The 22564-nt window shown below is 45.0% G+C and carries 26 protein-coding genes and 1 pseudogene; 16 read left to right on the forward strand and 11 right to left on the reverse strand.

Translation table 11 applies throughout. The annotated features are described in order from the left end of the window. Positions 1-33 precede the first annotated feature (33 nt). Complete coding sequence (locus tag NOM72_RS07720; protein ID WP_255998571.1) at positions 34-909, reverse strand: MerR family transcriptional regulator; 876 nt, start codon at positions 907-909, stop codon at positions 34-36. A gap of 109 nt (positions 910-1018) precedes the next feature. Between NOM72_RS07720 and NOM72_RS07725 the strand changes: the two genes are divergently transcribed. Together NOM72_RS07725 and NOM72_RS07730 are read left to right on the forward strand one after the other, a co-directional pair. Next, positions 1019-2077 carry a serine hydrolase domain-containing protein gene (locus tag NOM72_RS07725; protein WP_052017145.1) on the forward strand — a complete coding sequence of 353 codons (1059 nt, stop codon included), beginning with the start codon at positions 1019-1021 and terminating at the stop codon, positions 2075-2077. 403 nt (positions 2078-2480) lie between these two features. Continuing rightward, positions 2481-2792: a hypothetical protein gene (locus NOM72_RS07730; RefSeq protein WP_255998573.1), complete on the forward strand. Its 312-nt coding sequence runs from the start codon at positions 2481-2483 to the stop codon at positions 2790-2792. A gap of 95 nt (positions 2793-2887) precedes the next feature. Here NOM72_RS07730 and NOM72_RS07735 read toward each other — a convergent pair whose 3' ends face one another. From NOM72_RS07735 to NOM72_RS07745, 3 genes are all read right to left on the reverse strand, one after another. Continuing rightward, entirely contained in the window at positions 2888-3148 is a 261-nt protein-coding gene (locus tag NOM72_RS07735) for a hypothetical protein (RefSeq protein WP_255998575.1), read from the reverse strand. Positions 3149-3174: 26 nt separating this feature from the next. Then, positions 3175-3927: a collagenase gene (locus NOM72_RS07740; RefSeq protein WP_255998577.1), complete on the reverse strand. Its 753-nt coding sequence runs from the start codon at positions 3925-3927 to the stop codon at positions 3175-3177. A gap of 93 nt (positions 3928-4020) precedes the next feature. Next, positions 4021-4938, reverse strand: a complete 918-nt coding sequence (locus tag NOM72_RS07745) for an NAD(P)-dependent alcohol dehydrogenase (RefSeq protein ID WP_255998579.1) — start codon at positions 4936-4938, stop codon at positions 4021-4023. 188 nt (positions 4939-5126) lie between these two features. On the opposite strand from NOM72_RS07745, the gene NOM72_RS07750 reads away from it, so the two are divergent. The 5 genes and pseudogenes from NOM72_RS07750 (at position 5127) to NOM72_RS07770 (ending at position 8159) form a co-directional block, all read left to right on the forward strand. Continuing rightward, a complete protein-coding gene (locus tag NOM72_RS07750) occupies positions 5127-5426 on the forward strand; it encodes a hypothetical protein (protein WP_035397705.1) in 300 nt (99 codons plus the stop codon). 15 nt (positions 5427-5441) lie between these two features. After that, positions 5442-5642, forward strand: a complete 201-nt coding sequence (locus NOM72_RS07755) for a hypothetical protein (RefSeq protein WP_035397707.1) — start codon at positions 5442-5444, stop codon at positions 5640-5642. Positions 5643-5667: 25 nt separating this feature from the next. Then, positions 5668-6237: a hypothetical protein gene (locus NOM72_RS07760; protein ID WP_255998582.1), complete on the forward strand. Its 570-nt coding sequence runs from the start codon at positions 5668-5670 to the stop codon at positions 6235-6237. Positions 6238-6366: 129 nt separating this feature from the next. After that, positions 6367-7442, forward strand: a pseudogene (locus NOM72_RS07765) (RNA-guided endonuclease InsQ/TnpB family protein). Positions 7443-7856: 414 nt separating this feature from the next. Further along, entirely contained in the window at positions 7857-8159 is a 303-nt protein-coding gene (locus tag NOM72_RS07770) for a hypothetical protein (RefSeq protein ID WP_023468098.1), read from the forward strand. Between the two features lie 57 nt (positions 8160-8216). On the opposite strand, the gene NOM72_RS07775 is transcribed toward NOM72_RS07770, so the two are convergent. Further along, positions 8217-8846 carry a hypothetical protein gene (locus NOM72_RS07775; RefSeq protein ID WP_255998590.1) on the reverse strand — a complete coding sequence of 210 codons (630 nt, stop codon included), beginning with the start codon at positions 8844-8846 and terminating at the stop codon, positions 8217-8219. A gap of 52 nt (positions 8847-8898) precedes the next feature. Then, entirely contained in the window at positions 8899-9228 is a 330-nt protein-coding gene (locus NOM72_RS07780; RefSeq protein ID WP_023468096.1) for a winged helix-turn-helix transcriptional regulator, read from the reverse strand. Positions 9229-9539: 311 nt separating this feature from the next. On the opposite strand from NOM72_RS07780, the gene NOM72_RS07785 reads away from it, so the two are divergent. The 3 genes from NOM72_RS07785 to NOM72_RS07795 all read left to right on the forward strand — a co-directional run bounded on the left by NOM72_RS07785 (position 9540) and on the right by NOM72_RS07795 (position 12828). Next, positions 9540-10742, forward strand: a complete 1203-nt coding sequence (locus NOM72_RS07785; protein ID WP_174316221.1) for an MFS transporter — start codon at positions 9540-9542, stop codon at positions 10740-10742. An 11-nt stretch (positions 10743-10753) separates the two neighbouring features. Beyond that, a complete protein-coding gene (locus NOM72_RS07790) occupies positions 10754-11704 on the forward strand; it encodes a TIGR03571 family LLM class oxidoreductase (protein ID WP_255998591.1) in 951 nt (316 codons plus the stop codon). A gap of 218 nt (positions 11705-11922) precedes the next feature. After that, positions 11923-12828 (forward strand): TerC family protein, encoded by a 906-nt coding sequence (locus NOM72_RS07795; protein ID WP_047394224.1) that lies wholly within the window; start codon positions 11923-11925, stop codon positions 12826-12828. 536 nt (positions 12829-13364) lie between these two features. Here the strand turns inward: NOM72_RS07795 and NOM72_RS07800 are convergent. Next, positions 13365-14639: an alkaline ceramidase gene (locus tag NOM72_RS07800; protein WP_255998593.1), complete on the reverse strand. Its 1275-nt coding sequence runs from the start codon at positions 14637-14639 to the stop codon at positions 13365-13367. A gap of 76 nt (positions 14640-14715) precedes the next feature. Between NOM72_RS07800 and NOM72_RS07805 the strand changes: the two genes are divergently transcribed. Continuing rightward, the gene (locus NOM72_RS07805; RefSeq protein WP_023468085.1) at positions 14716-14967 is read left to right on the forward strand and encodes a hypothetical protein; all 252 of its coding nucleotides are present in this window, start codon (positions 14716-14718) and stop codon (positions 14965-14967) included. Here the strand turns inward: NOM72_RS07805 and NOM72_RS07810 are convergent. Continuing rightward, positions 14959-15840 carry a LysR family transcriptional regulator gene (locus tag NOM72_RS07810; protein ID WP_058713548.1) on the reverse strand — a complete coding sequence of 294 codons (882 nt, stop codon included), beginning with the start codon at positions 15838-15840 and terminating at the stop codon, positions 14959-14961. The two genes, NOM72_RS07805 and NOM72_RS07810, sit on opposite strands and share 9 nt — an antisense overlap. A 129-nt stretch (positions 15841-15969) precedes the next feature. On the opposite strand from NOM72_RS07810, the gene NOM72_RS07815 reads away from it, so the two are divergent. Next, a complete protein-coding gene (locus NOM72_RS07815) occupies positions 15970-16548 on the forward strand; it encodes a LysE family transporter (RefSeq protein ID WP_255998595.1) in 579 nt (192 codons plus the stop codon). Positions 16549-16572: 24 nt separating this feature from the next. Here the strand turns inward: NOM72_RS07815 and NOM72_RS07820 are convergent, their stop codons facing one another. Then, positions 16573-17133, reverse strand: coding sequence for a TetR/AcrR family transcriptional regulator (locus tag NOM72_RS07820; RefSeq protein ID WP_035397738.1), 561 nt, complete (start codon positions 17131-17133; stop codon positions 16573-16575). Between the two features lie 117 nt (positions 17134-17250). On the opposite strand from NOM72_RS07820, the gene NOM72_RS07825 reads away from it, so the two are divergent. The 4 genes from NOM72_RS07825 to NOM72_RS07840 all read left to right on the forward strand — a co-directional run bounded on the left by NOM72_RS07825 (position 17251) and on the right by NOM72_RS07840 (position 19448). Next, positions 17251-17562, forward strand: a complete 312-nt coding sequence (locus NOM72_RS07825) for a DUF2834 domain-containing protein (RefSeq protein ID WP_082487037.1) — start codon at positions 17251-17253, stop codon at positions 17560-17562. A gap of 129 nt (positions 17563-17691) precedes the next feature. Then, the gene (locus tag NOM72_RS07830; RefSeq protein WP_255998598.1) at positions 17692-18468 is read left to right on the forward strand and encodes a phosphatidylserine decarboxylase; all 777 of its coding nucleotides are present in this window, start codon (positions 17692-17694) and stop codon (positions 18466-18468) included. 89 nt (positions 18469-18557) lie between these two features. Further along, entirely contained in the window at positions 18558-19034 is a 477-nt protein-coding gene (locus tag NOM72_RS07835) for a hypothetical protein (protein ID WP_255998600.1), read from the forward strand. A gap of 27 nt (positions 19035-19061) precedes the next feature. Next, positions 19062-19448 carry a hypothetical protein gene (locus NOM72_RS07840; RefSeq protein ID WP_035397743.1) on the forward strand — a complete coding sequence of 129 codons (387 nt, stop codon included), beginning with the start codon at positions 19062-19064 and terminating at the stop codon, positions 19446-19448. Positions 19449-19524: 76 nt separating this feature from the next. On the opposite strand, the gene sstT is transcribed toward NOM72_RS07840, so the two are convergent. Continuing rightward, the gene (gene sstT, locus NOM72_RS07845) at positions 19525-20796 is read right to left on the reverse strand and encodes a serine/threonine transporter SstT (protein ID WP_023468078.1); all 1272 of its coding nucleotides are present in this window, start codon (positions 20794-20796) and stop codon (positions 19525-19527) included. 306 nt (positions 20797-21102) lie between these two features. Beyond that, a complete protein-coding gene (locus tag NOM72_RS07850; RefSeq protein ID WP_058713551.1) occupies positions 21103-22341 on the reverse strand; it encodes an MFS transporter in 1239 nt (412 codons plus the stop codon). Between the last annotated feature and the right edge of the window lie 223 nt (positions 22342-22564).

Here is a 22564-nt window from a genome sequence, read left to right on the forward strand (position 1 = left end):
AAATTAAAGTACAAAATGATTGTTGCTTTCACACTACGCATTATTTGGTGTAATGCGAAATTGAGTCTCAGAAAGTATATCTTCCGTATAATCAATCGCAGTTAACTGAGTGAGGTCTGTTAAGACGATATCAATTAATGGTCCCTCGACTTTATAGTTGTTTTCTTGAAGCCATTCTTGTAGAAATGAATATAATTTACGAAAACGTTTCTTCCCTGCCATACCTCTACTCACAATACAAGCATAACTACCACTAGGCAAAGTCGCATTCTGAAACGGGGATGTCATGGAAGGAAGAAGCACGCCTACCTCTAAATCGATTTCTGGAAGATGTCTTTCGAAGTGAGAAAATTCTTCATTTAGTTGGATATGATGATGCTGTAACACGAGCGATGTAACGGGTACATCCTCAAACGAATTTTCTTTGAGTAACTGTAGAAACGCGTCTTGATAGATATCAATTCCGCCTCTGTCGAAAATCTTTCGCTTCGATAGAATAGGTCGTTCATCAAAATGTTTCACTACTATTTCCCAACTATCCTTTTTCGTGATTGTTGTCGAAATTAATTCCTTTTCTATAGATTCGATTCGGCGATGCACTTCCTTCTCAGTCTGAAGAAGTGCCAACCGCTTTAACTTAATTTCTTGTTTCTTCTTATCTAACAATCCAAGTTGAAGATTCATATCTCTTTCGTTTAAAAAAAGTTGAACTTCTTCAAGAGAAAAATCCATCCTGCGCAGATGCTGGACGATTTTCATATGTGTGATGTCGTGTTGTGTGTAATATCGATACTTACTATGTGGATCGATTTGACGCGAACGGATCAGACCAATCTGATCATAATATCGTAGTGTGGATGCAGGTATCCCACTTTGTTTTGCAGCCTCTCCAATTTTAAATAAACTCAAGTTATCTCTCCTTTTAAACTATATTTTATAGAAAGCTTGACCTTAAAGTTACTTGAAGGTTGATAATCAATCAGTGTCATCACAACATTGATTGAAGGAGAACTGAACTATGAAGTCAAGAAGGAAACGTACTCTTTTATTTTTATCTCTAATAGTAATTGGGAGTCTTTTCGTCTATCTTACCCGCCCTTTCGTACAAAACGAAACAGATAATGAAAATATTTCACTTCAAAGTAAAACAGATACTGAACAGTTGAAGATAAGTCTTCAACAGCAGATGAAACGCAATGAGTCGGACGCATTATATGCAATTCAGGATACCCAACAAGTGGCATCCATCGGCTCTTCGAACGAATTGTATAATGTTGCTTCTATTCGTAAAAGCATCATCAGTGCACTATTTGGGATTGCAGAGGAAAAAAGGTTAGTAGACTTGGATATGACATTGGGACAACTCTCTGTCGATGATTCCAAGCAACCCTTAACGAAACAAGAGAAGTCCGCAACAATTCGGGACTTATTACAAGCACGATCAGGTATCTACTTAAACGCATTGGGTGAATCACAACGAATGAAAGATTTACGTCCAAAACGTGAAAGTCATACTCCAGGAAGTTTTTATTACTATAACAATTGGGATTTTAACATGTTGGGTCTTATTCTTGAGAAAGAGACGAAAATGAAAATCGGAGATGCTTTTGAACAATGGATCGCCAAGCCTGTTGGCATGAAAACATTCAGCCCTTCTCATGTCACTTATGAAAAGAATGAAGAAACATCCATTCCGATGTATCGATTTTATATGTCTGCCGAAAACCTTGCCCGATTTGGTGCGCTTTATGCCCAAGATGGTAAGTGGAAAGGACGATCCGTTATTCCAATCAAGTGGGTTGAGGAGAGTACAATGGCTTACTCTAAGATTTCGGACGTCGATCGTTTTTCAGGATATGGATATCTTTGGTGGTTAGAATCAAATGCTAAAAATCCTCTGTTATGGGGAGTGGGATCAGGCGGACAGTTTTTAATCGTTGATCGGAAGAATAATTTATCTATCGCTTTATTGAATGACACTGGAACTTCGCCATTATCAACTCTCACTTATCGTTGGTTCGGACAGGAATCGACATATGCTGAGGCAAGGGCGATTCATCGACTATTAATAAAGTAGAATGTAGGAAACATGAAAAATCCCTACTCTATTGACAAAACGAGGAGTGGGGATGTTGTCATCTATTCCTAAAATTTTATGATGAAAATCCAGGGTTCTAATTGGAATTAATTTTACAGACATCTTACTTAATGACATAATAATGGTAACCTTTTCATAAGGAGGAGATACTTTTGAAAAAACAGCTTGCTTTTGCCGGTTCTTTTGCGCTCTCAGCTATCACAATCGTCATCATTCTTAAATTAGTTGGAGTCGATATCTAAAGTAATCACTCAAATGATGTAGATTTTCAAATCAATGATTCAATCCCTGTTATGATGCATCGTCTTCCGATCATCTGTAACAGCTTTTCTAGGTTTAATGCTATGGAACGATCGGAAGTGATGAATTGAAAAAAGTCGGAATGAACGTTTTGGTTGTCTTACTCCTATTAGGAGGACTGCTGTTTTACTTAGATGTCCGATACGACGAGCGATTCGAGCAGCACGTCAGCACTAAGGTTGAGACTTATGTCGAGAAAAAATACGGTCCAGCTCGTGTCGTCTCCCTCCACTCTGCTTATGACGATAAGCATCGTGACAAGGAAAAACGCTATAAGATTGCCGTAAAAGTCCGTGGTCAAGGGCTCCAAAAAGAGGAATACTTGCTATATCGTCTTCAAGACGACCGAGTCGTTGAGGTGGGCACGACGACTAGTTTGCCGAAGCGAAACTAGAGTTCGCAATAGTAACTTGGTTCACACTACATATTAGTAAAGGTCAGTTGATTCCTTTTTACATGGAATCAGCTGACTTTTTTATTTAATCTGTTTTATGACTCCGAAATACCGTAAGCCAGTAACAGTAAATATGACATCATGCAGAACGTAATGAGATGGATGCCGACGAATCCCCACTTGAGTATTCGGTGCTTCGTTTTGTACCCTGTGTATACGCCGACTAACGGAATGATAAACAGAAGCAGGATATAGACAGTTCCAAACCCTTTCAGACTGACTCCGCTCTTCATCAGGAAAAATAAGAAACAAAAACAGATGAATGCAGCTAACGAAAGAATACTGTAACGATTCATAAGCCCTCCTCCATTACAAATACAGCTTAGCGTCTTACCGTCTGAAGATTAAAGTATGTCGAGAGCGGCACAATCCGCCCCTGCTCATGCCAGTTCCGATATGCCTCAAAAACGCGTAAGACGTCCCCGGCATATCGTTCCTCGATGAGATGGTGGATTGCGAGAAAGCTCCGCCAATAATCAAACATGATACTCGACAGACTACCGGCATAGGAGGCACTCCCAAATTGATCAATCGAGCGCGCTCCATACTCCTCCTGAAAGAGCTCGACCAGCTCTGTCTCAATTGTCGTAATTCGCTTGAAAGCTTCGTCCAACAACAAATGCTTCCGGGGTAGGTATTCACACATTCCCTCTTCGAACCAGATTCCGTCTTCTCTCTCATCGTCGAATTCATCAACGAACAAATCCAAGTGATGCGTCAGTTCATGACCAGCAATCGTCAAGACGTGATCTTCCGCGAGCGTTTCGTAGAATGCTCGAATATGTGGTACGTCCTTCCCGTCGAGTTGGGATAAAAATAACGTTCGCCACTCTGTAACGTCTGGTGATATGTAAATCAAGTCCTTATTCGTAAATGCTGGAATCGGAATGTCTGAGAAGACCGTCGTCGCGAGTTCCGCTGACGTCCAAACGATTCCTTTCGGTACGTCGATCAGTTGATACTTCTCTTGTAAGATCGTTTGATACTCGTCTAACCGTGTTCGAAAGCGATGCGTGACCGCTTCGTATTTCTCATAGTCCGTTTTTGTCTCAAACGCATGAATCTGTTTCATCATCGCTATATCCCCCCATCCTTAAAATAGCCTATTTTATTTTAACATATATTGGATAACCATAAAAAAACCACCTGAATCAGGTGGTTCGATGAATCATTCGTTTGCTATTAACACGACGACGTTACCGAACTTTTGCCCGGTATCGACATAACGATGCGCTTCGACGATCTCATCAAGTGAATAGATATGGTCGATGACGGCTTTGAATCGTCCCGCTTCAAATAGTTCATTTAAATAGTGTAGATCTTCTTTCCGTTCTCTCGCCACACCTTGTCCCGCGACGGATGCAAAGGCGCCGTTTTGTTTGACGTGCCGTTTCGCTTGCGTCTTATTGATTTTTCCGGAAGCATCGAAGACGGCATCATACTTCAGCAACAATCCATCGTAACCGTCCCTTGTATAATCGATGACGTGATCGGCACCGAGCACTTTGACCCGCTCCGCGTTTCGTCCACTACAGACAGCCGTCACCTGAAGCCCTTTTGCTTTAGCGATTTGAACGGCAGCCGTCCCGACAGCGCCTGACGCACCGTAAATCAAGATCGTCTTCATCTGATCGATTTGGAGTTTCCGAAAGAAATGGAGCGACGTCGTACCACCGAACGGGAGACAGACCGCTTCCGTGTACGATGCGTGTTGCGGCATTTTAGCAATGCAACGTTTCTCAGACACGCACGCATATTCGGCGTATCCACCGAAGCCAAATCCCGTCAAGGCATGGACACGGTCTCCGACTTGGAACTGCTTGACGTCTTGACCGACTTCGACGACTTCACCGGCAAGAACAACGCCAAGGATTGGTTGTCGCGGTCGCTTGAAGCCGACAGCCAGACGCATTGGAAGTTTCCCTAACAGTGGGACATCGAGCGAACGCATGCGACGATCTCCGGAATGGACGGCAGATGCATGTACTTTAATCAGTAGATCGTTTGATTTTGGAACCGGACGAGGTACCTCTGTGATGTGCAAGACGTCTGGGAATCCGTAGCGGGTACAGATGGCTGCCTTCATCGTAATGCCTCCTCATATCGAGATGATGGTATTCCCTTAATCATACGCCGATTTCGATCCGAATTCCTGTTGTTTTGGAGTAAGAAAGTTTTTTTAATTCGCATCAATCAGCATCACAACTGGTAAAATTTATATATTAATATGATTTCATCTAACCCTATTAACTGACGAAAGCAGGTGCCTGGTTTATGCCGACACGTCGGTGGCTTTTCGCTTTTATTCTATTCCTTTGTATACCGCTTAGTGCCTGTACACACGAGAACGATGCACGTACCGTCGAGAAAATTACAGGTGATACTTTATTCGTCGCTCCGAGTGAACAAAAGCCGGACGAACAGTATGCATTGACAGAGATTCGCATCACGCCGGACACGATCGTGTATGGCAAAACGGATAACACGGCTGCCATTCAGACGGGTGATACGATTCAAGTGACGTTTGCAAAGGACTCGATTGTCGCGACCGAGATCCGTCGAACGAAAAACTAAGAAGAGGGGTTCTCCATGATAGTCCAAGTACTTCGCCATCTACGCAATATTTTCATGATTACCACTGCGATTTTTGGTTCATCCTATTTTTTTCAAAAGAACATCGGCAATGATCTCATTGGTTTCCTGTTCATCGGAATCATAGGTGCGATTGGTTTTTTCATTACCCTCGGACTACTCTGGTATCTCAAACGAAAAGAAACGCACAGTTTTTAATAAGTTTGTCAAAGGAGACACAATCATGATGGCACGTACGAAAAAATCACACCTTATTCAGTTGAAAGTACTCTTCGCGCTTCTGATCACGCTTTCGATGATTGGTGCTATTTTCGCACCTCATTCTGTCGATGCAGTGACTAAGGAGTATACATCTTACAAAAAGCTAAAACTCGGCATGACCGCGACAGACGTCGCAAAGTCGCTTTACGGAAAATCGTTTAAGAAATACATAAAGAAAGAACACGGCGTCACGACACTCAATCACAAGGTAGTATTGAGTGAGATCAAAGACGACTATGCTTTATACGCTTTCTCATTTTATCCGTACGATGAAAAAAACGATCATTGGTCTTTACAGCGCATGCACCTGATCTTCAAAACGAAACAAGAAGGTCACACGTTATATCTTGCGCAAAAGGAATACACCCCTAAAACGCCTTCGAAAAAGCGACTCTTACCAGGAAAGAAATTTAAACCAGGCATGACGATGGCTGAATTCGATCATATTCTTTCAGGTAAAGGGCTAGGTGTCATGACGGCTCACCGCACAGAAGATTACAGAATGTACGAGCGAGAAAGCCCACTCCTTTAGGGGTAGGATGATAGCGAGTTCGGGGACGGGGTGTTTTCAGACACCGCATGTCCCCGACTGTTCTTCCTGATGAAATGCATTTATAGTAAATCTATAATGGAGTTGATTATGATGAAGGAGGTGTCAAAGATGAGTCAAGTCGTCACGGTAGAAGTTCGAATCTATGCCACGCGTCGTCAGGATGCCATCCTAAAAAGGATGGGCAAGACCTATATCCAGACCGCCAACCGAGTCGTGGCGAACATGGTCGCCTCCGAGGACGGGAAGAGGTGGTCGAGCAAGGACATCGACACCCCCCTTCCGAGCGCCGTGAAGAACCAACTCGCAGGAGATGCCGTCGGCATCTACAAGAAGGCGAGGAAAGAGGATTTCAAACGCATCCCTGTCCTCAAAAAGCCGGTCTGCGTCTGGAACAATCAGAACTATTCCTTCGACTTCAGAGCATCTCCTTCCCCGTTTGGATGGACGGGAAGTCCGTGAAGATGCGATTCCGTGCTGCCATGGTTGACAAGGACAATCGGAATACCCGACTCCTTGCCAACAAACTCGGGACGCTCAGGGTCACGAAGAAGGGAAGGAAGTGGATCGCTCAGATTTCCGTCCATATCCCGACCGTTCCTCGGACGGGGGTGCGGCTGATGGGGGTTGACCTCGGGCTAAAAGTGCCGGCGGTCGCCGTCACCGATGACGACACGACCCGTTTCTTCGGGAACGGTCGTAAGAACAAGTATATGAAACGCAAGTTCCGTGCGGAACGGAAGGCACTCGGCAAAAAGAAGAAGCCGAAGGCTATCAAACGACGCAATCAGAAGGAACAGCGGTGGATGCGAGACAAGGACCACAAGGTCAGCCGAGCCATCGTCGATTTTGCAAGACAGAAGAAAATCTCTGTCATTCGCCTCGAACTCTTGGCGAACATCCGACAGACGGCAAGAACAAGCCGTAAAAACAACCAGAACCTCCACTCATGGTCGTTCTATCGTCTCGCGTCCTTCATCGAATACAAAGCCGCCTTGTCGGGCATCAAGGTTGAGTATGTGAACCCCGCCTACACGAGTCAGACCTGCCCATCCTGTTCCGTCAGGAACAAGGTGAGGGATAGGGTCTACACGTGTGCCTGTGGGTTTAAAGGACATCGGGACACCGTCGGTGCGATGAACATTCGATACGCACCTGTGATGGATGGTAACAGTCCATCAGCCTGAGAACCTATACGGTCTGTCTCAGGAGGGGTGATGGCACACCCCTACCTCAAGGCTCGGACGAAGCAGAAATGGATTGAGTCCGCCAAGCACTTGAGAATCCCACCCTCACCAACGGTGTGGGCTTGCGGCTTTAGCCGTGGGAGTGTCAATCTAAGATCGGAAAAGCCTATAATGACAATACAGTCGAGTATCCAGAAAAACAGACATCGCTCTTTTACTCGTATCGGAATCCAACGGGTGATGAATGGATGATCGTTGAATTTAAATATGATTTCGATCAAAAGAGATATATCGCTCAAAAATAACGAGTATTCATCTTCGGATGAATACTTTTTTACTTTTAATTGAAATTGATTGAATCTTTTTACAGAAATATTCGTAAAAATCTGTACACACGAAAGGAGCTCGACACACATGTATGATTTGTTATTGGCCGTTGGTATTTGTCTCGTTGGCTATTGGTTCTACTATGTCTTCTTACTCGGATTCAAAAAAGGAAATATCGTCATGACGTTTAACGAGCGGTTCATCCATCATGAAGACCATATTCAAGCTGTTAAGCGAAGATTAAAGGATGACGGTCGCCACTTCGAGTATCTTGGCGATCGCAAATTCATCGTCGATGGAAAACCATATCTGTTTATGGAACGGACGGTTCCGGGGGACTTTGGTCCCTTGCAACAGACGATTCTAAAAGGTCAACGTAAAGCGTTCTAACCAAAACACCGCTCCTCCTGTCGACGACAGAGGGAGCGGTGCTTATTTGATTAAGCATTATTCAGGTGTATGTACATATAACGCATCCATGACACGTCGAATCGCGGGCAACGAATGCTCTAAATCAATCCAGGTTTTAAAGTAATACTCGAAAAAGACACCTTGGTTCCGCATCCGCTCTAATGTATTAATCGGATCTCCCTCGGTGACCCAATCTAGGTTCTCAAAATTTGTATAACTATCCGTACACGATACGTCCTCCTCGTGAATGCCTGACTCTAAATAATCATTCGAACAGGTCTCATTTTGTACATCGATTTGTCGATAAAAATCACGAAGTCCTTCCTTTGGACGATTGATATGGTAGGACTCACCCGTTTGATAACTCTCCTGGTAATACCATTCCCACAAGATGACCCATTTCCAGACCAACCCATCGATTAGATAATGACCGATTGCCCGGTCCATCCGGCAAAAGTTAAATCGAAACGTCCGTTCACCAAAGTTTGTCTTCAGATCGAGGACGACTTTGATATCATTGGTTTCCGGCGGATGACCGAAAAATAAGATGCCATGCTCGAATCCTTGTGCAAACTCCTCGATTGACTGGCGTCTACCTGCTTTATCCTCAAAACTGACTGTAATCGAATCGAACTGAACGATTGATTGCTCTATCTTTTTCCCCACCTTGTATATGTATTCAAAAAAGTGAGCCTCGAGCGAGACTCACTTTTGTTCGTCATGACGAGACGACTTCTCCACCCGTCAAATCGATATGTCCTTCTCCCCATGCGCACATCGCGTCAAGAATCGGCTTCAGCGACCAGCCATACTCGGATAACGAGTAGACGACTTTCGGTGGGACTTGTTCAAAGACCGTCCGGATGATGACGCCGTCTTCTTCTAACTCGCGCAATTGTTGCGTCAGCATTTTTTGAGTGATTGTCGGCATCAGCTTGCGGAGCTCACTCGTCCGACGCTCGCCTTTAATCAAATGACACATGATGACGACCTTCCACTTTCCACCGATGACTTCAAGTGTTGCTTCGACCGGGATATTGTATGGCATATATGTTCCATCCTTTCGTGATTCCGTTAAGGGCATAGGTACTTTTTAGTGCCTATCGTACTTGAAAGTGCGTACTTCCCAAGCAGATTAGCTGGCTATATGATAGCAATTGTCAACGGAAAGTACAACCTCCTTTTAGACCTTGCATCTAAATGAAGGAGTAGGGTACTTTTTAGTGCCTATCGCACTTTAAAGTACGTACTTCCCGAAATGAAACACCCCGGTTATGCTGGGGTCATGTCAATCGGATCATGTTCGGTCGGGCCCACTGAACACGATCCCTACTGAAATTTTTTTTAGGAGGAATCCCTATGAATCAATTAAACTCACGGATCCAGGAGGAACAGGTCCCAAGAAACGGCGGACTTGCCCTACTTGCCTTAGCAATCAGCGCTTTTGGTATCGGTACGACGGAATTCGTTCCCGTCGGACTGCTCGCAGCGATCGCTGGTGACTTAAATATCGGCATCACACTCGCTGGTCTCATCATTTCTGGTTACGCGATCGGTGTCGCCGTCGGTGCACCCATCCTGACGGCACTAACGAACCGAATGAATCGGAAAACGTTACTGATGGCATTGATGGTCGTCTTCATTGTTGGTAACCTCGTTTCCGCGATTTCACCGACGTTTGAATTGTTGATCGCTGCTCGTTTCATCACTGCTTTCTCGCACGGTGTCTTCTTCTCAATCGGTGCGACGATTGCCGTCCAGCTCGTACCAGAGCATAAAAAAGCGAGTGCCATCGCCTTGATGTTCACAGGTCTGACAGTCGCAACGGTCACAGGTGTTCCACTCGGGACATTCATCGGTCAATCATTCGGCTGGCGCGCGACGTTCTTCGCGGTTGCAGCACTCGGCATTATTGCGATCATCGCAAGCTTCTTCTTGATTCCAAAAGACTTGAAACAATCACCACCTGCTAAGTTCTCCGACATGTTCAAATTGTTGACGAACGGACGCTTGATGCTCGGCTTCTTGATCACTGCCCTCGGTTATGGTGGAACGTTCGTCGCCTTTACGTACTTGACACCAATCATGCAAGACGTCACGAAAATCAGTCCGAGCTTAATCAGTATCATTCTGCTCGTCTACGGAATCGCGGTTGCGATCGGAAACACGGTCGGTGGAAAACTCGCGAATGGTAATCCGATTAAAGCGTTGTTCTATATGTTCATCATTCACGCTATCGTCATGATCGCTCTCTCGTTCATGATTCCGTTCAAGGTCGCCGGTATCATCGGTATCATCTTAATGGGACTCCTGGCGTTCATGAACGTCCCTGGACTCCAGCTCTACATCGTCCAGTTGGCTGAAAAATATGTCCCAGCAGCAGTCGATGTTGCATCTGCCTTGAATATCGCAGCCTTCAACATCGGCATCGCACTCGGAGCAACGATTGGTGGTCTCGTCACCGATACGATCGGTCTCGTCCACACGCCATGGGTCGGCGGGATCATGGTTATCCTTGCCGTCATCTTGACGGGTGTCTCGCGTCGTCTCGAACATCAATAAGGAGGACCACTATGTTGAACGATCATGCAGGTTATCAGCGGATGTACCGGGAGGGCGAGCTCACGCTCGGTCTCCACGTCCCGCTTGAAAATTTCAAGATGCGAACACCGACGCTTGCCAATCAAGTCGAGCTCGCACAAAAAGCAGAGAACTATGGTTTTACGACCCTCTGGTTACGCGACGTCTTATTAAAGGATCCTTATTTTCTTGATCCGGCTGTCGGACAGATTCATGACATGCTGATATACGGGACGCATCTCCTCAGTCAGACGAAACAGATCGCCCTCGGAACGTCAGCACTCGTCCTGCCGCTCCGTCATCCGTTACGCTCTGCGAAAGAAGTCGCGACGATTGATGCGTTGTTCCCGGAACGTTTGATTCTCGGTGTCTCGTCCGGTGACCGGCAAGCCGACTTCCATGGACTCGGTGTCGATCACCCGAGCCGTGGTGCTCAGTTCAAGGAAGCTCTGCAAGTGATGGAACAAGCTTTATATGAAGATTATCCGCAAATTGATTCGACGTATGGAGAAGTTCGTGGTGCGACACTCGTGCCACGACCAAAGAAACGAATCCCGACGATGATCACGGGTTTCGCACAGCAAGATATGGACTGGCTCGCTAAAAACGGCGACGGCTGGATGTATTATCCTCAAGGACCGTTCGAACAAGCACGTACCATCGAGCAATGGCGTGCCGCGAGTCAAGCAGCCGGTAACACAACGTTTCGTCCGTTTTCGATGCCGATGCATCTTGATTTATCCGCGGATCCAAATGAAGAAGCGACACCGATTCGACTCGGTTTTCGGATCGGACGCAATCGACTGATCGAGTTGCTGGAATTGTATCGCGAGCTTGGCGTCAATCATCTGTTCTTCGCCTTATTCGACGGTGAGCGATCAGCAGAAGACGTCATCGATGAACTCGGAACGTACGTCGTGCCGCATTTCCCTCCCTTATCATAATGACTTATATAATTAAAAGTAACATGCATGAAACCCAGTCCCTTCTCGGAACTGGGTTTCATGTCGTTTTATTGCACATCACGTCGAATACATTCGTCCACTTTCGGGGATTGTTTTTTAACCAATTGCACATTCCAAACATTTTTCGCTTTACTTTTGAGTTCTTACGACCTTATAATAAATTCAAGATAACAATTACCTTAAAGGAGGAAGCGCTGTTGACACTACTCATTGCTTTTCTAGCCATCGTTTTCATCATGCTCGCCCTTGACCTTGGAGTATTCCATCGTAAGGCACATGAAGTTTCGCTTCGGGAGGCCTGGACGTGGACGTTCGTCTGGATCGCAATCGCCGTCGCCTTCGGTGGCTGGCTCTACTTCGATCAAGGAAGTTCCGCTGCGATCGAATATACGAGCGTTTATTTCATCGAGAAGGCTCTCGCGATCGATAACGTATTCGTCTTCTCACTCGTCTTCGCATACTTCGCGATTCCATTGAAGTACCAGCACAAAGTCTTATTCTGGGGTATTCTTGGTGCAATCTTCTTCCGCGTCATCTTCATCGTCGCTGGTGTTTCGTTGCTTGAGAACTTCGCTTGGGTCTACTACATCTTCGGAGCGTTCCTCGTCTACACGGGTTGGATGATGTACAAAAACATCGGCCAAGAGACGTCGCTCGAAGAGAACAAAACGATTCGTTGGTTAGAGAAACGTTTACCGATCACGCAAGACATCTCGTCTGGTAAGTTCGCTAAACGGATTGATGGAAAGTTGTTCTTCACGCCACTCTTGATTGCGCTCGTCTTCATCGAGATCTCAGATATCGTCTTCGCCGTCGACTCGGTCGCAGCAAGCTTCGCGTACTCGCGTGATCCGTATATCATCTTCTATGCGAACATCATGGCGATCCTTGGACTCCGTAGTCTCTACTTCGTCCTCGCGAACTTGATTGATCGTTTCTACTACTTGAAACACGGTCTTAGCTTCATGCTCGTCTTCATCGGAGCGAAGATGATCTTCAGTGACGTCTACAAAATGCCAATCTGGATGTCACTCGGTACGATCGTCCTCGTCATCTTGATCAGCGTCTTCTACAGCTTCTACAAGACGAAGCCAGGGAAATAATCAATCGTATAAAAAAGTGGAAGTGATGAAAATTCATCTACTTCCACTTTTTCTTTTCAATTCAGTATTTCTTTTACTTTCAGTTCATCTTCGATAAAAGGCTTTGTGAACGCCTTAAGTGCTTTCTCATTATCGTACGACGTAAAGTCTTCTATCAGATGCTAAAGGATAAAAGCAAACTGAGGAATAAATAAGTGATGACAACACTAAGAATACATCTTTTGATAATCATGATATTTTCCCTCTCAATTATAATGGAATAAAATAACTATTCGTTCATATAATGAATAACTCCTTTAAAAAATATAGAAAACAACAAGTCATTTCCCTATATAATGTTAATTACTATGTTACTCTATTATTATTCGAAAGTTCGAAAATCCAGCTATACCTATTTACGGAGGTCTTTGATGTTAAATCTATCTGCCTACCTACTAGTTACGCTTCTTTTATTCGCCCTGCTGACATGCGGATTTGTTTTTGCGATACGCCGGTTCATCAGAAAAATAAAATCGTAACTACGACAACCCGGTCTCTCAGACGAGAGAAGCCGGGGTGTTGTTCGTTTCATAGAGTTGTCGGATGCGATGCACGATGTCGTTTGCCGTTTCCGGTACAGGTGGCATCCAAAGCCCCGTTACTGGACCGTAGACGACGGGATTGATTGCCACCTCGTACCCACCATACGGATGTTCTTCCGCTGTCGGCAAATAACCGATGTAACCGTTCGTATAGCCTCCGAAAAAGGCGAGTTCCGTTTGACGCATCCGCTTTATCTGTAGCGCTGTCTCACAGAACGGCTCCATCGGGATGCCTGAGAACGAACCCTCATTTAGTTCAAACAATTGAACTTCGACCGGGATGGTGAGTGTTGTTCCCGATTGCTCTTGAACGTACGCCAACCAGCGTTCTGCGCTGACGCCCCAAGTCTGTTCAGCGTAAATTGCCATGTCTTGTAATTGGTTTATCGTCGGTATTTCTGTTAAGCGCATCGGATAAATCATCGACTGAATCCGGTGATGCGTTAACGGTTGATACGACATGTCTGGGATCGTCGTTAAGACGTGTCCACTTAAAGCAAGCGCCATCTTCTGTAGGCTTTCTAGATCCCCGCGATATTTCGCATTGATATTCCCCGTCGCCCCTTGGACGATCACGACTGGACAGCCGAGTGCCTGTTCGAGGATCGTTCGAGTGACACCCGGATAATCACCGGATAAAACAACACTGTCTGATTTCAAGACGTTCGGATGCGCTGTACAGAAAACGAAGGCTCCGACGAGACACGCATTATCGGCACGTCGAACCAACAGCGTCCCGATTCGGTCATCCGTCACCCCAAGCGGATCCGTTCCCATCACCGCATGACCATTCCTTTTCTCCCGACGGTTGACGCCGAGTTTCCCCTGCGTCACACCCCAACCCATCTCGACCGACTGCATCGCTTCGCTTGCTTTGACGGCAGATACGATCGCTTGTTGCGTCAAGATCGTTTTATAGGCGACGGTCAACGGTTCAGTTCCCGCTGTCGCTGGACCTGAATGTGTATGCGTATAGACGACCATGATCTGTTCCTTCGAGACGTCTAGCCGGTCAGCGATTCCTTCACGGATGGTATCGGTATCTGCGACGAGCAAACCGATGTTATCGATGCTGACGAAAACCGATGTCGTCTGCTCACTTTCAAAGATGCTCGCTGTGACATATAGCGAATCGTGTATGCTCGCGACACCTTCTTCTCGGTGATAACCGATGAAGGCGGCACCGAGTGGCGGATTGATTACTTCCTGATGTATTCCAAAACGACTCATGTCTAACGTTCCCCCTTGAGTAACACACTATTTCTTCCATATACTAACATTAACTACAGTAGAGGAGGATATGAAGATGGCGATTCGTTGGAAGGAAGAGATGATTCAGTTCGAGACATTTCGTGAAGCCGAAGTTTGGGCAGACTCGATCACGAATGAGATTCATGGTCGTCCAATCACCGGATATTGCACCCCTGACTTTAAAGTCGCGACGATTCTTGCTTTTTATTTAGCGGAAAACCCAGACTATCGCGTACGGTCGGCAACGGTTCACCTCGATGAAGAAGTATATTATCAAGTCTGGGTCGAGATACTCGATTCACTTTGACTTCGTGAATTGGTCCAGGACGATTTCCTGAAACGCGCGTGTTACGGGTGAACCCCACTTCGACTGTTTCGTAAGCAGATGGGCATACATCGGTTCGAACGTCTCATCATGTTGAATGATTTTTATCGCACCTGCTTCCACTTCATCTGCTACCGTCACATGCGGTAACACAGCAAAACCAAGACCGTTCATCACCATCTTCTTGATTGCCCCGATACTCCACAATTCCTGTGTCTGAAACGAGATGTCTTGGTTTCTGACGCACGCCTCAAACATCGTTCGGTAACTACACCCGTCTTCATTCGTCAGATAGACGTATGTGTCCGCGAAAGATCGAATCGCGTCAAAATGATCCGGCATCGTCGGATGACCAATGATGACGATCTTCTCTTCTGTCAAAACATCATGCGTACAACGTTCAGTGGAAAACATTGGATACAGCATCAAGGCGACATCGACCCGTCCATGTAAGAGTTCGTCTTGATTTTCCTTACAAGTTCCATTCGATAAGATGATGTTGACATTCGGATATGCTGTCATGAACGTCTGTAAGACGGAACCAAGACGAGAGATCGTCAGTGACTCTGGCGCAGCGACCTTCAAGACGCCTTCAAAGGGATCCTGTTGTTGAATCGACTTGATTTTCTCGTGTGTCGCTAGTAAATCTTCAGCAAGCGGGATGATTTCCTGACCTAGCGGTGTAAGCTGAAGCGTACGATTGGAATAGAAAAACAAAGCATCGCCTACTTCTTGTTCGAGCAGTTGCATATGGGACGTAATCGTCGATTGCGTATAGCCGAGGTCACTCGCAGCTGCCGTATAACTCCTCGTCTCAATAATCTTCAAGAAGCTGATCAAATGGCGAATTTCCATTTCAAGACTCTCCTTTCATCGTCCATCGAAAAAAATGATGGAATGATTCTTTATTTCAATTTTATTTATCGATCTTGTCATCTTACACTAGAATTCAAGTATTCGATAGAACGAAAAAGGAGTGTTCTCATGAATGTTGTTGCTTTTTTATCTTATGTCATCATTACGTCCATCACACCTGGACCAAGTAATCTGTTAGTCATGCATGAATCGAGCCACTTCGGTTTTCGTGGTGCTTGGCGATTTAATACCGGAATCTTACTAGGGTTCATGATACTCGGATTGATCAGCGCATTAGGGACGACAGTATTACAAGCGACCTTACCTATGATCGAACCGATTCTTCAGTGGCTTGGTGCCGCATACCTCGGTTACCTTGCCTATAAGATTGGTTTCCCGAAGCAGACAGCAAGTCAGATCGATACCGTGCCAGCGACATTTTTATCCGGTCTGTTGTTCCAACTCATCAACGTCAAGAGTATCCTTTTTTTCTTAACCGCTTTATCGACGTTCATTCTGCCGCACAGCACGTCTACTGTAGAAATCGTTCAATACACGTTGTATGCCATCATTCTCGGGTGGATTGCCTTATTGCTTTGGGCAGGAAGTGGCTCGTTGTTTCGTTCGTTATTTCAAAGATACGACGTCGCGTTTCGCGTCATTATGTGTACCTTACTTCTTTATTCAGCTGTAACGATTTTTCAGTGAAATGCCGAAAAAGGACAGCACACCTCAGTTACGAGGCATGTTGTCCTTTGTTAATGCAATCATCGCTTCAACCGCCGCGTCCATCCGGTCTTGTAAACCAATCTTATTCAAAACGACAAGTCCTTCCGTGAAGACAAAGAGCAACGCAGTTTGCTGTTCGACATCTTCCCCCTCTGTTGGCACGTAGATCTGTTTAATCCAATCGTCGAACGACTCCCCGATCGTCCGCGTGATTGACGTATACGGTTCTCCCTGACTCGTTGCGAGATGGGTGATCTCGAACCAAAGATTCAAATATGGCTTGATTCGTGGCTCATCGATTGCTTGACGTAGAAAGCGGACGAATGCCGTGAACTCGAGTTTTAAATCCGGTTGCTGCAGTAAATCAATCAGTTCTTGGCTGATCGCAGTCAACACTGCGGTCTCGATATCTTGCTTATCCTTGAAATAATGCATCAGCATCCGGTCACTCGTCCCGGCAGCGGTCGCCATCTTCTTCAGACTCATTTCCTTGATGCTTGATGCTAACGTCGCTTTTGCGATCTGATGCGTATAATCCTGTCGCTTCTGTTCAAACTTATCCATTATGATCGATTCTCCCTTCTCCTTTTTCATCATACAACATCTAAGCAGATTGACGCATGGATGTAGTACGTGCTACATTAATTTGTAGTAATCACTACATTTTAAGGAGGATCCTTCATGAGAGAATCTCAAGCTTCATTTGTAGACACCATCCCGAAACCTTTATTGCTTGTCATTACGATCGCTTTCGCTGTTTTAACTGCGTTTTCGATCATTGATTTTGGTGTACTTGGCATCTTTACGGAAGCGACACAAAACACGGCGACGCTCCAGATTTTCGTCGACCTGATTCTCTGCGCCCTCTTCATCATCGTTTGGCTCCGCCATGATACACGTCGTACCGGACGAAGCTTTCCGCTTTGGGCAATCATCACCCTCGCGATTGGTGCGTTCGGACCCCTACTTTATTTGTTGACTCGAAAATCATGACGTTCTGACACGTGCCGTATCTTCGGTACGTGTTTTTCTTAAGACAAACTTAAGAAAACGACTCCGTCTATCAACAGAATTTGACCTTATCCTAAGAGGTAGATTACAACTTAAAGGAGTTTTTACCTCATGAAGAAAGCCATCTTTGATACGATCGTCCACTTAAATGCTCGACCAATAGTCGCGAACACACTAAAACGGTTTGCGATGAGTCGCTTTAGTAAACCTCTCATCCGACCTTTCATTCGCACCTATCACATTCAGACGGATCAAGCGCTGAAGTCTGTCGATTCGTTTACCTCGCTGCACGATTGTTTCGTACGCGAGTTACGTCCCGGTATGCGACCAATCGCAACCACGACGGATGCCTTCGTCAGTCCAAGTGACGCCGTCCTCTCCATCGTCCCGGCATTAACGCAAGATAGTCGGTTTACAATCAAAGGAAAGGATTATACCGTTGCTGAGCTGATTGGCTCGAGCGAACGCGCCGAGGATTACGCGAACGGTGTCGCCTTGATTTTCTATTTGAGTCCGACCGACTATCACCGTGTCCATTCGCCAGTCACGGGCGAAATCACGACGAGTTATACACTCGGGCGAGAATCGGCACCCGTCAATGACATGGGGCTACGATTCAGCAAACGTCCGTTGACACGCAATTATCGCCGCGTCACGCGTCTGCAAGTCGATCACCGCACGATCGAGCACGTCATGGTCGGTGCGCTGAACGTCAATACGATCGTTCAGACACATCAAGGACGCCTGCTGGAGCGTGGTGCAGAGTTCGGTTACTTTTCGTTCGGTTCAACTGTCATCCTCGTCTTGCCACCGGACACGGTCGAACTCGCTCCAGGCATCGAACGTAGCGTCAAGATGGGTGAGCAGATCGGACGCTGGATATCCTAAAAATGGATTCCCCTTTTTTAAGATTTCTGACTAAGAAAAGCATTTGAATTTGCTAGACTAAAGGAAACTGCTGTTCAGAGGTGATCCTCATGTCCAAGCGCTTATTCAAGCGGACCTTACTGATTGCCTTCTTACTTTTCCTCACGCTTTTTACGTTCTATGGTATTCACCGCGCTTCAGCGACATCTGAATCCGAACACCTCATCTTTCAGGCAAAAGGCGAATCCTGGAACGCCGTGATTCATGTACGGCAAGTCAAAGAACGTCCTTTATCTTACCGGGTAAGCGAAGGCTACGCCCTAACATATATCGGACAGGATCTAAAACGAGTGGAGCACCAACAGAAACCTGTGACCTGGTTTGTCGATAGTCAGTTGTCAGATGGTCGATATGCTAAACACTCTAGCCATTTCCAAAGCTTCATTGGAACCGAAAGAGATGGCGCCACCTTTGAGACGAGTGCCGCCTTACAAATCTTTAAAGATACTGACACGTACCATGTCCGAATCAAATGGGATGGCAACCGTGAAGAGCAGTTGAAGTTAACGTGTATCGGCATGGAATAACTTACAAAACGGGAAAGAGGTTATATCATGAAAAAAGTCGTTTTATCATTCGCTTTCTCGATTATGACGGTATGGATATTAGTTGGTTGTAATAATGAAGAGATAATGCAAAGTACTAGTGAAAAACCGACGGCATCCGAAGTATTGAGCGAAGATGCTAAAGCAGACATTTTTCAATTCAATGATACGATCTACAAATCAGACGTAGCATGGGCAGAAAAAACCGAAGTCACTCAGAATGAAAAAGTTGGAGAAATTAAAAGAAGAAGTTCGGATAAAGACGCTTTTGATAATGGGACTGCTACGAAACTCTATAAGGGTACCGTCCTATACTCTACTAAAGAAAGAAATGACATTTTGCTAGTGAGTTTCAATGGGAAATTAAAAAAGTACGTTGCTTTAGGAGAAGGTTAATTTGTCTATAAGAAAAGGCATCCTCAGCTAAGGATGCCTTTTCTTATTTAGATCATGCTGATAATTGAGAAGCTAATCAGCCGTTGACGACTTTTTCAGATACATCTTCATTCATCGACTGACGATTGATCGAGAGCGTTTCTCCCTCTTTAAGTCGTTTTCGATATTCTGCTGTCGCCGTGAATAAGACATCTGTTGACGAGTTGAGTGCTGTCTCAAACGAATCTTGTAACACACTGACTAGAACACCCGCTGCTACGACTTGCATCGCGATGTCATTCGGAATCCCGAATAAGCTACATGCGAGCGGAATCAAGAGGAGCGAACCGCCAGCGACACCGGATGCGCCACATGCACAAACAGCAGCGAGAACACTCAAGATGATGGCTGTCGGAAGGTCGACTGGGATACCAAGCGTATGAACCGCTGCTAACGTTAAGACGGAAATCGTGATGGCCGCTCCCGCCATATTGATTGTGGCACCGAGCGGAATCGAGATCCCGTACGTCTCTTTATCGAGGTCAAGTTTCTTACATAATTCCATGTTGACCGGAATGTTTGCAGCTGAGCTTCGTGTGAAGAAAGCGGTAATTCCACTCTCCCGGATACATTTGAAGACGAGTGGGTATGGATTCTGACGAACGTTGATGAACACGATGAGAGGATTAACAATGAGTGCTACGACAAGCATCGTGCCAATCAATACCAATAATAAATTCCCGTAATCGAGCAATGAAGAAAGACCGTTTTCCGTAACAGAGCCAATGACGATTCCCATGATACCAAGAGGAGCCAGTTTGATGACCCATCCGACCATTTTCGCAATGGCGTCAGAGAAATTCGAGATGAATGTCTTCGTCGTATCGGACGCATTCTTTAAAGCTATTCCTAATACGATCGCCCAAGTCAGAATGCCAATGTAGTTCGCTTGGATGAGCGCATTAACTGGATTATCAACCATATTCAAGACGAGTTTCTGAAGAACTTCAACGGTGTTCCCCGGAGCAGCCAATTGTTCCGCACCTTCCGTCAATCGAATGTTTACTGGGAAAAGGAAACTGACGATGACCGCAATGGCTCCCGCTAGGAACGTCCCGAGCAGATACAAGAAAATGATCGATTTCATATTCGTCTGCTGTCCTTTTTTATGCTGCACGATTGATGCCATAACTAAGAAAAAGACTAAAATCGGCGCGACTGCCTTCAGGGAAGAAATAAATAAAGTCCCAAAAATGGTCAAGGATTTCGCCGCTTCAGGAATCGTGACGGCTAAAATAATACCCACGATCAAGCCAATCGCGATTTGTTTCACTAAACTGATTTGGTTCCACATCTTCAACACTTTCATACGTTCCCCTCCAGGCTTACAAAAAATAAGTTATTTAGAATTCGAAAAACGATGACTTCTCTCTTCTACTCAAAAGGATGAATAGTCTAGTCATTCACTTTTCTAAAAATTCTCGCAGTTTGTTGTGTTCTATTCTTGCATAAATCGTGTGAAATAAAAACTAGTTTTTTGCAAGAAATATAATTCCTTTTACTGGATGTTGAATTAGCATACGAATGCAATCGATTGCATAATTACAAAAAAAAAGTAGAAGAATAGACATGCCTCCTTCTACTTCATTATGTAAACTAAATGGTTTCATCGGAGTTAATTGACCTTTATTCTCTCTTCAGCAATCTTCTCGAATTTAGTATTGACAGGTATCGTTAGCGCTCTAAGTGTCGGATGAATTAAGAAATAACCGGCGAAGCCAAAATAGCCGATACCAGAGATCAATAAGATTGCTGCACTAGAAGACCATTCTCCGAAAATCCCTCCCGCAAAATATCCAAGCGGACTTAAAGACCCTAACAGTGAAGAGAGAAACGAAAACCCTGTTCCTAAATAGTCCGACGGAAGGTTGACTTGGATGAGCGTATACAGATAAATGCTGTTCACACCGATTCCAATCCAAGCGATTCCAAATAAGACGATGGGTAGTACCCCAGCATCTTTTACTAAAAACGCACTAATCCAAAATAAACCGGATAGGAGCGCTGCAATCGGCATGACACGATTAAGAGCAAATGTCTCCAAGTAACTTGAAAGCAATGTTCCGATCATCGTTCCAAGTGAAATTGCTGCTAACCAAAATCCATACTCTGCTGACGTCTCAGAAATGATTGGTAACACCGCAAGTCCCATTGTCGCAAGAAAATTCATTCCGATTATGCCATAAATGATGGTCAGTAATTTCTTTTGTTGCTTGACAACATAATATCCTTCTTTGAAGTCTCGCTTATACTGGTTCCAAAAGTTTCGTAAAATGATGGGTTGTTCTTTTTCTGAAGATGGCACTTTGAGTACGAGCAAAAATAAGAACCCGATCCCTAGCAATACGATACTATTCGCAGCGAATACGATTCCGACGCCGACAAACAAAATCACGATGCCTGCTAACGCATCCGCAATCAAATCAAGCGTTTGATAAGAAAAGGCAAACACTGAATTGACTTTCGTCAACTGATCATTTGATGCCAGTCGCTCGATGAGTGTATTTTCGGTGGGATACGAGATTTCCGCTAATGTTAACGCTAAAAACAGAATAACGAGCAGTAATGGAATCCAGAGCGTCTCGTTAAAATAAAGCAAGGTGATGATTCCGACCAAAACGGCTTGCCCGACGCCTGAGAAAAAGAGGAGTTTCTTTTTCGAATAACGATCAATGATCGGACCGTACAAAAATTGAAGCGTCACGGGTAACACAGCAATCGTACTCGTTAATCCGACCAGAAATGGCGAATTCGTCGTCGTCTTGACGAACCAAACGATGGCAATCATATAAAAGCTGTCTGATATGTTCATCAGAATTCTACCAAGTAGCAAGATGACTAGTTGCTTGTTCAATCGCCTTCCCCTCTCTCCAACAGTTAAATTTTATTGAACTTTATTGTAGAGTAAAGGACTGGAAGAAAAATGTAAAGCAATAAGTTCAATTTAATTTAACTAAATCCTTAAAAAAATACTTCTTCGTAAATAGAGCCTTTACGAAAAAGCACGTTTACTACTATGTAGATGATGTCCTTGCGTCGTACATAAAACAATCCCTTCTTTGATTTGTTCCGATTCA

Source organism: Exiguobacterium sp. LL15 (genome assembly GCF_024436095.1).
Lineage (GTDB): Bacteria > Bacillota > Bacilli > Exiguobacteriales > Exiguobacteriaceae > Exiguobacterium_A > Exiguobacterium_A indicum.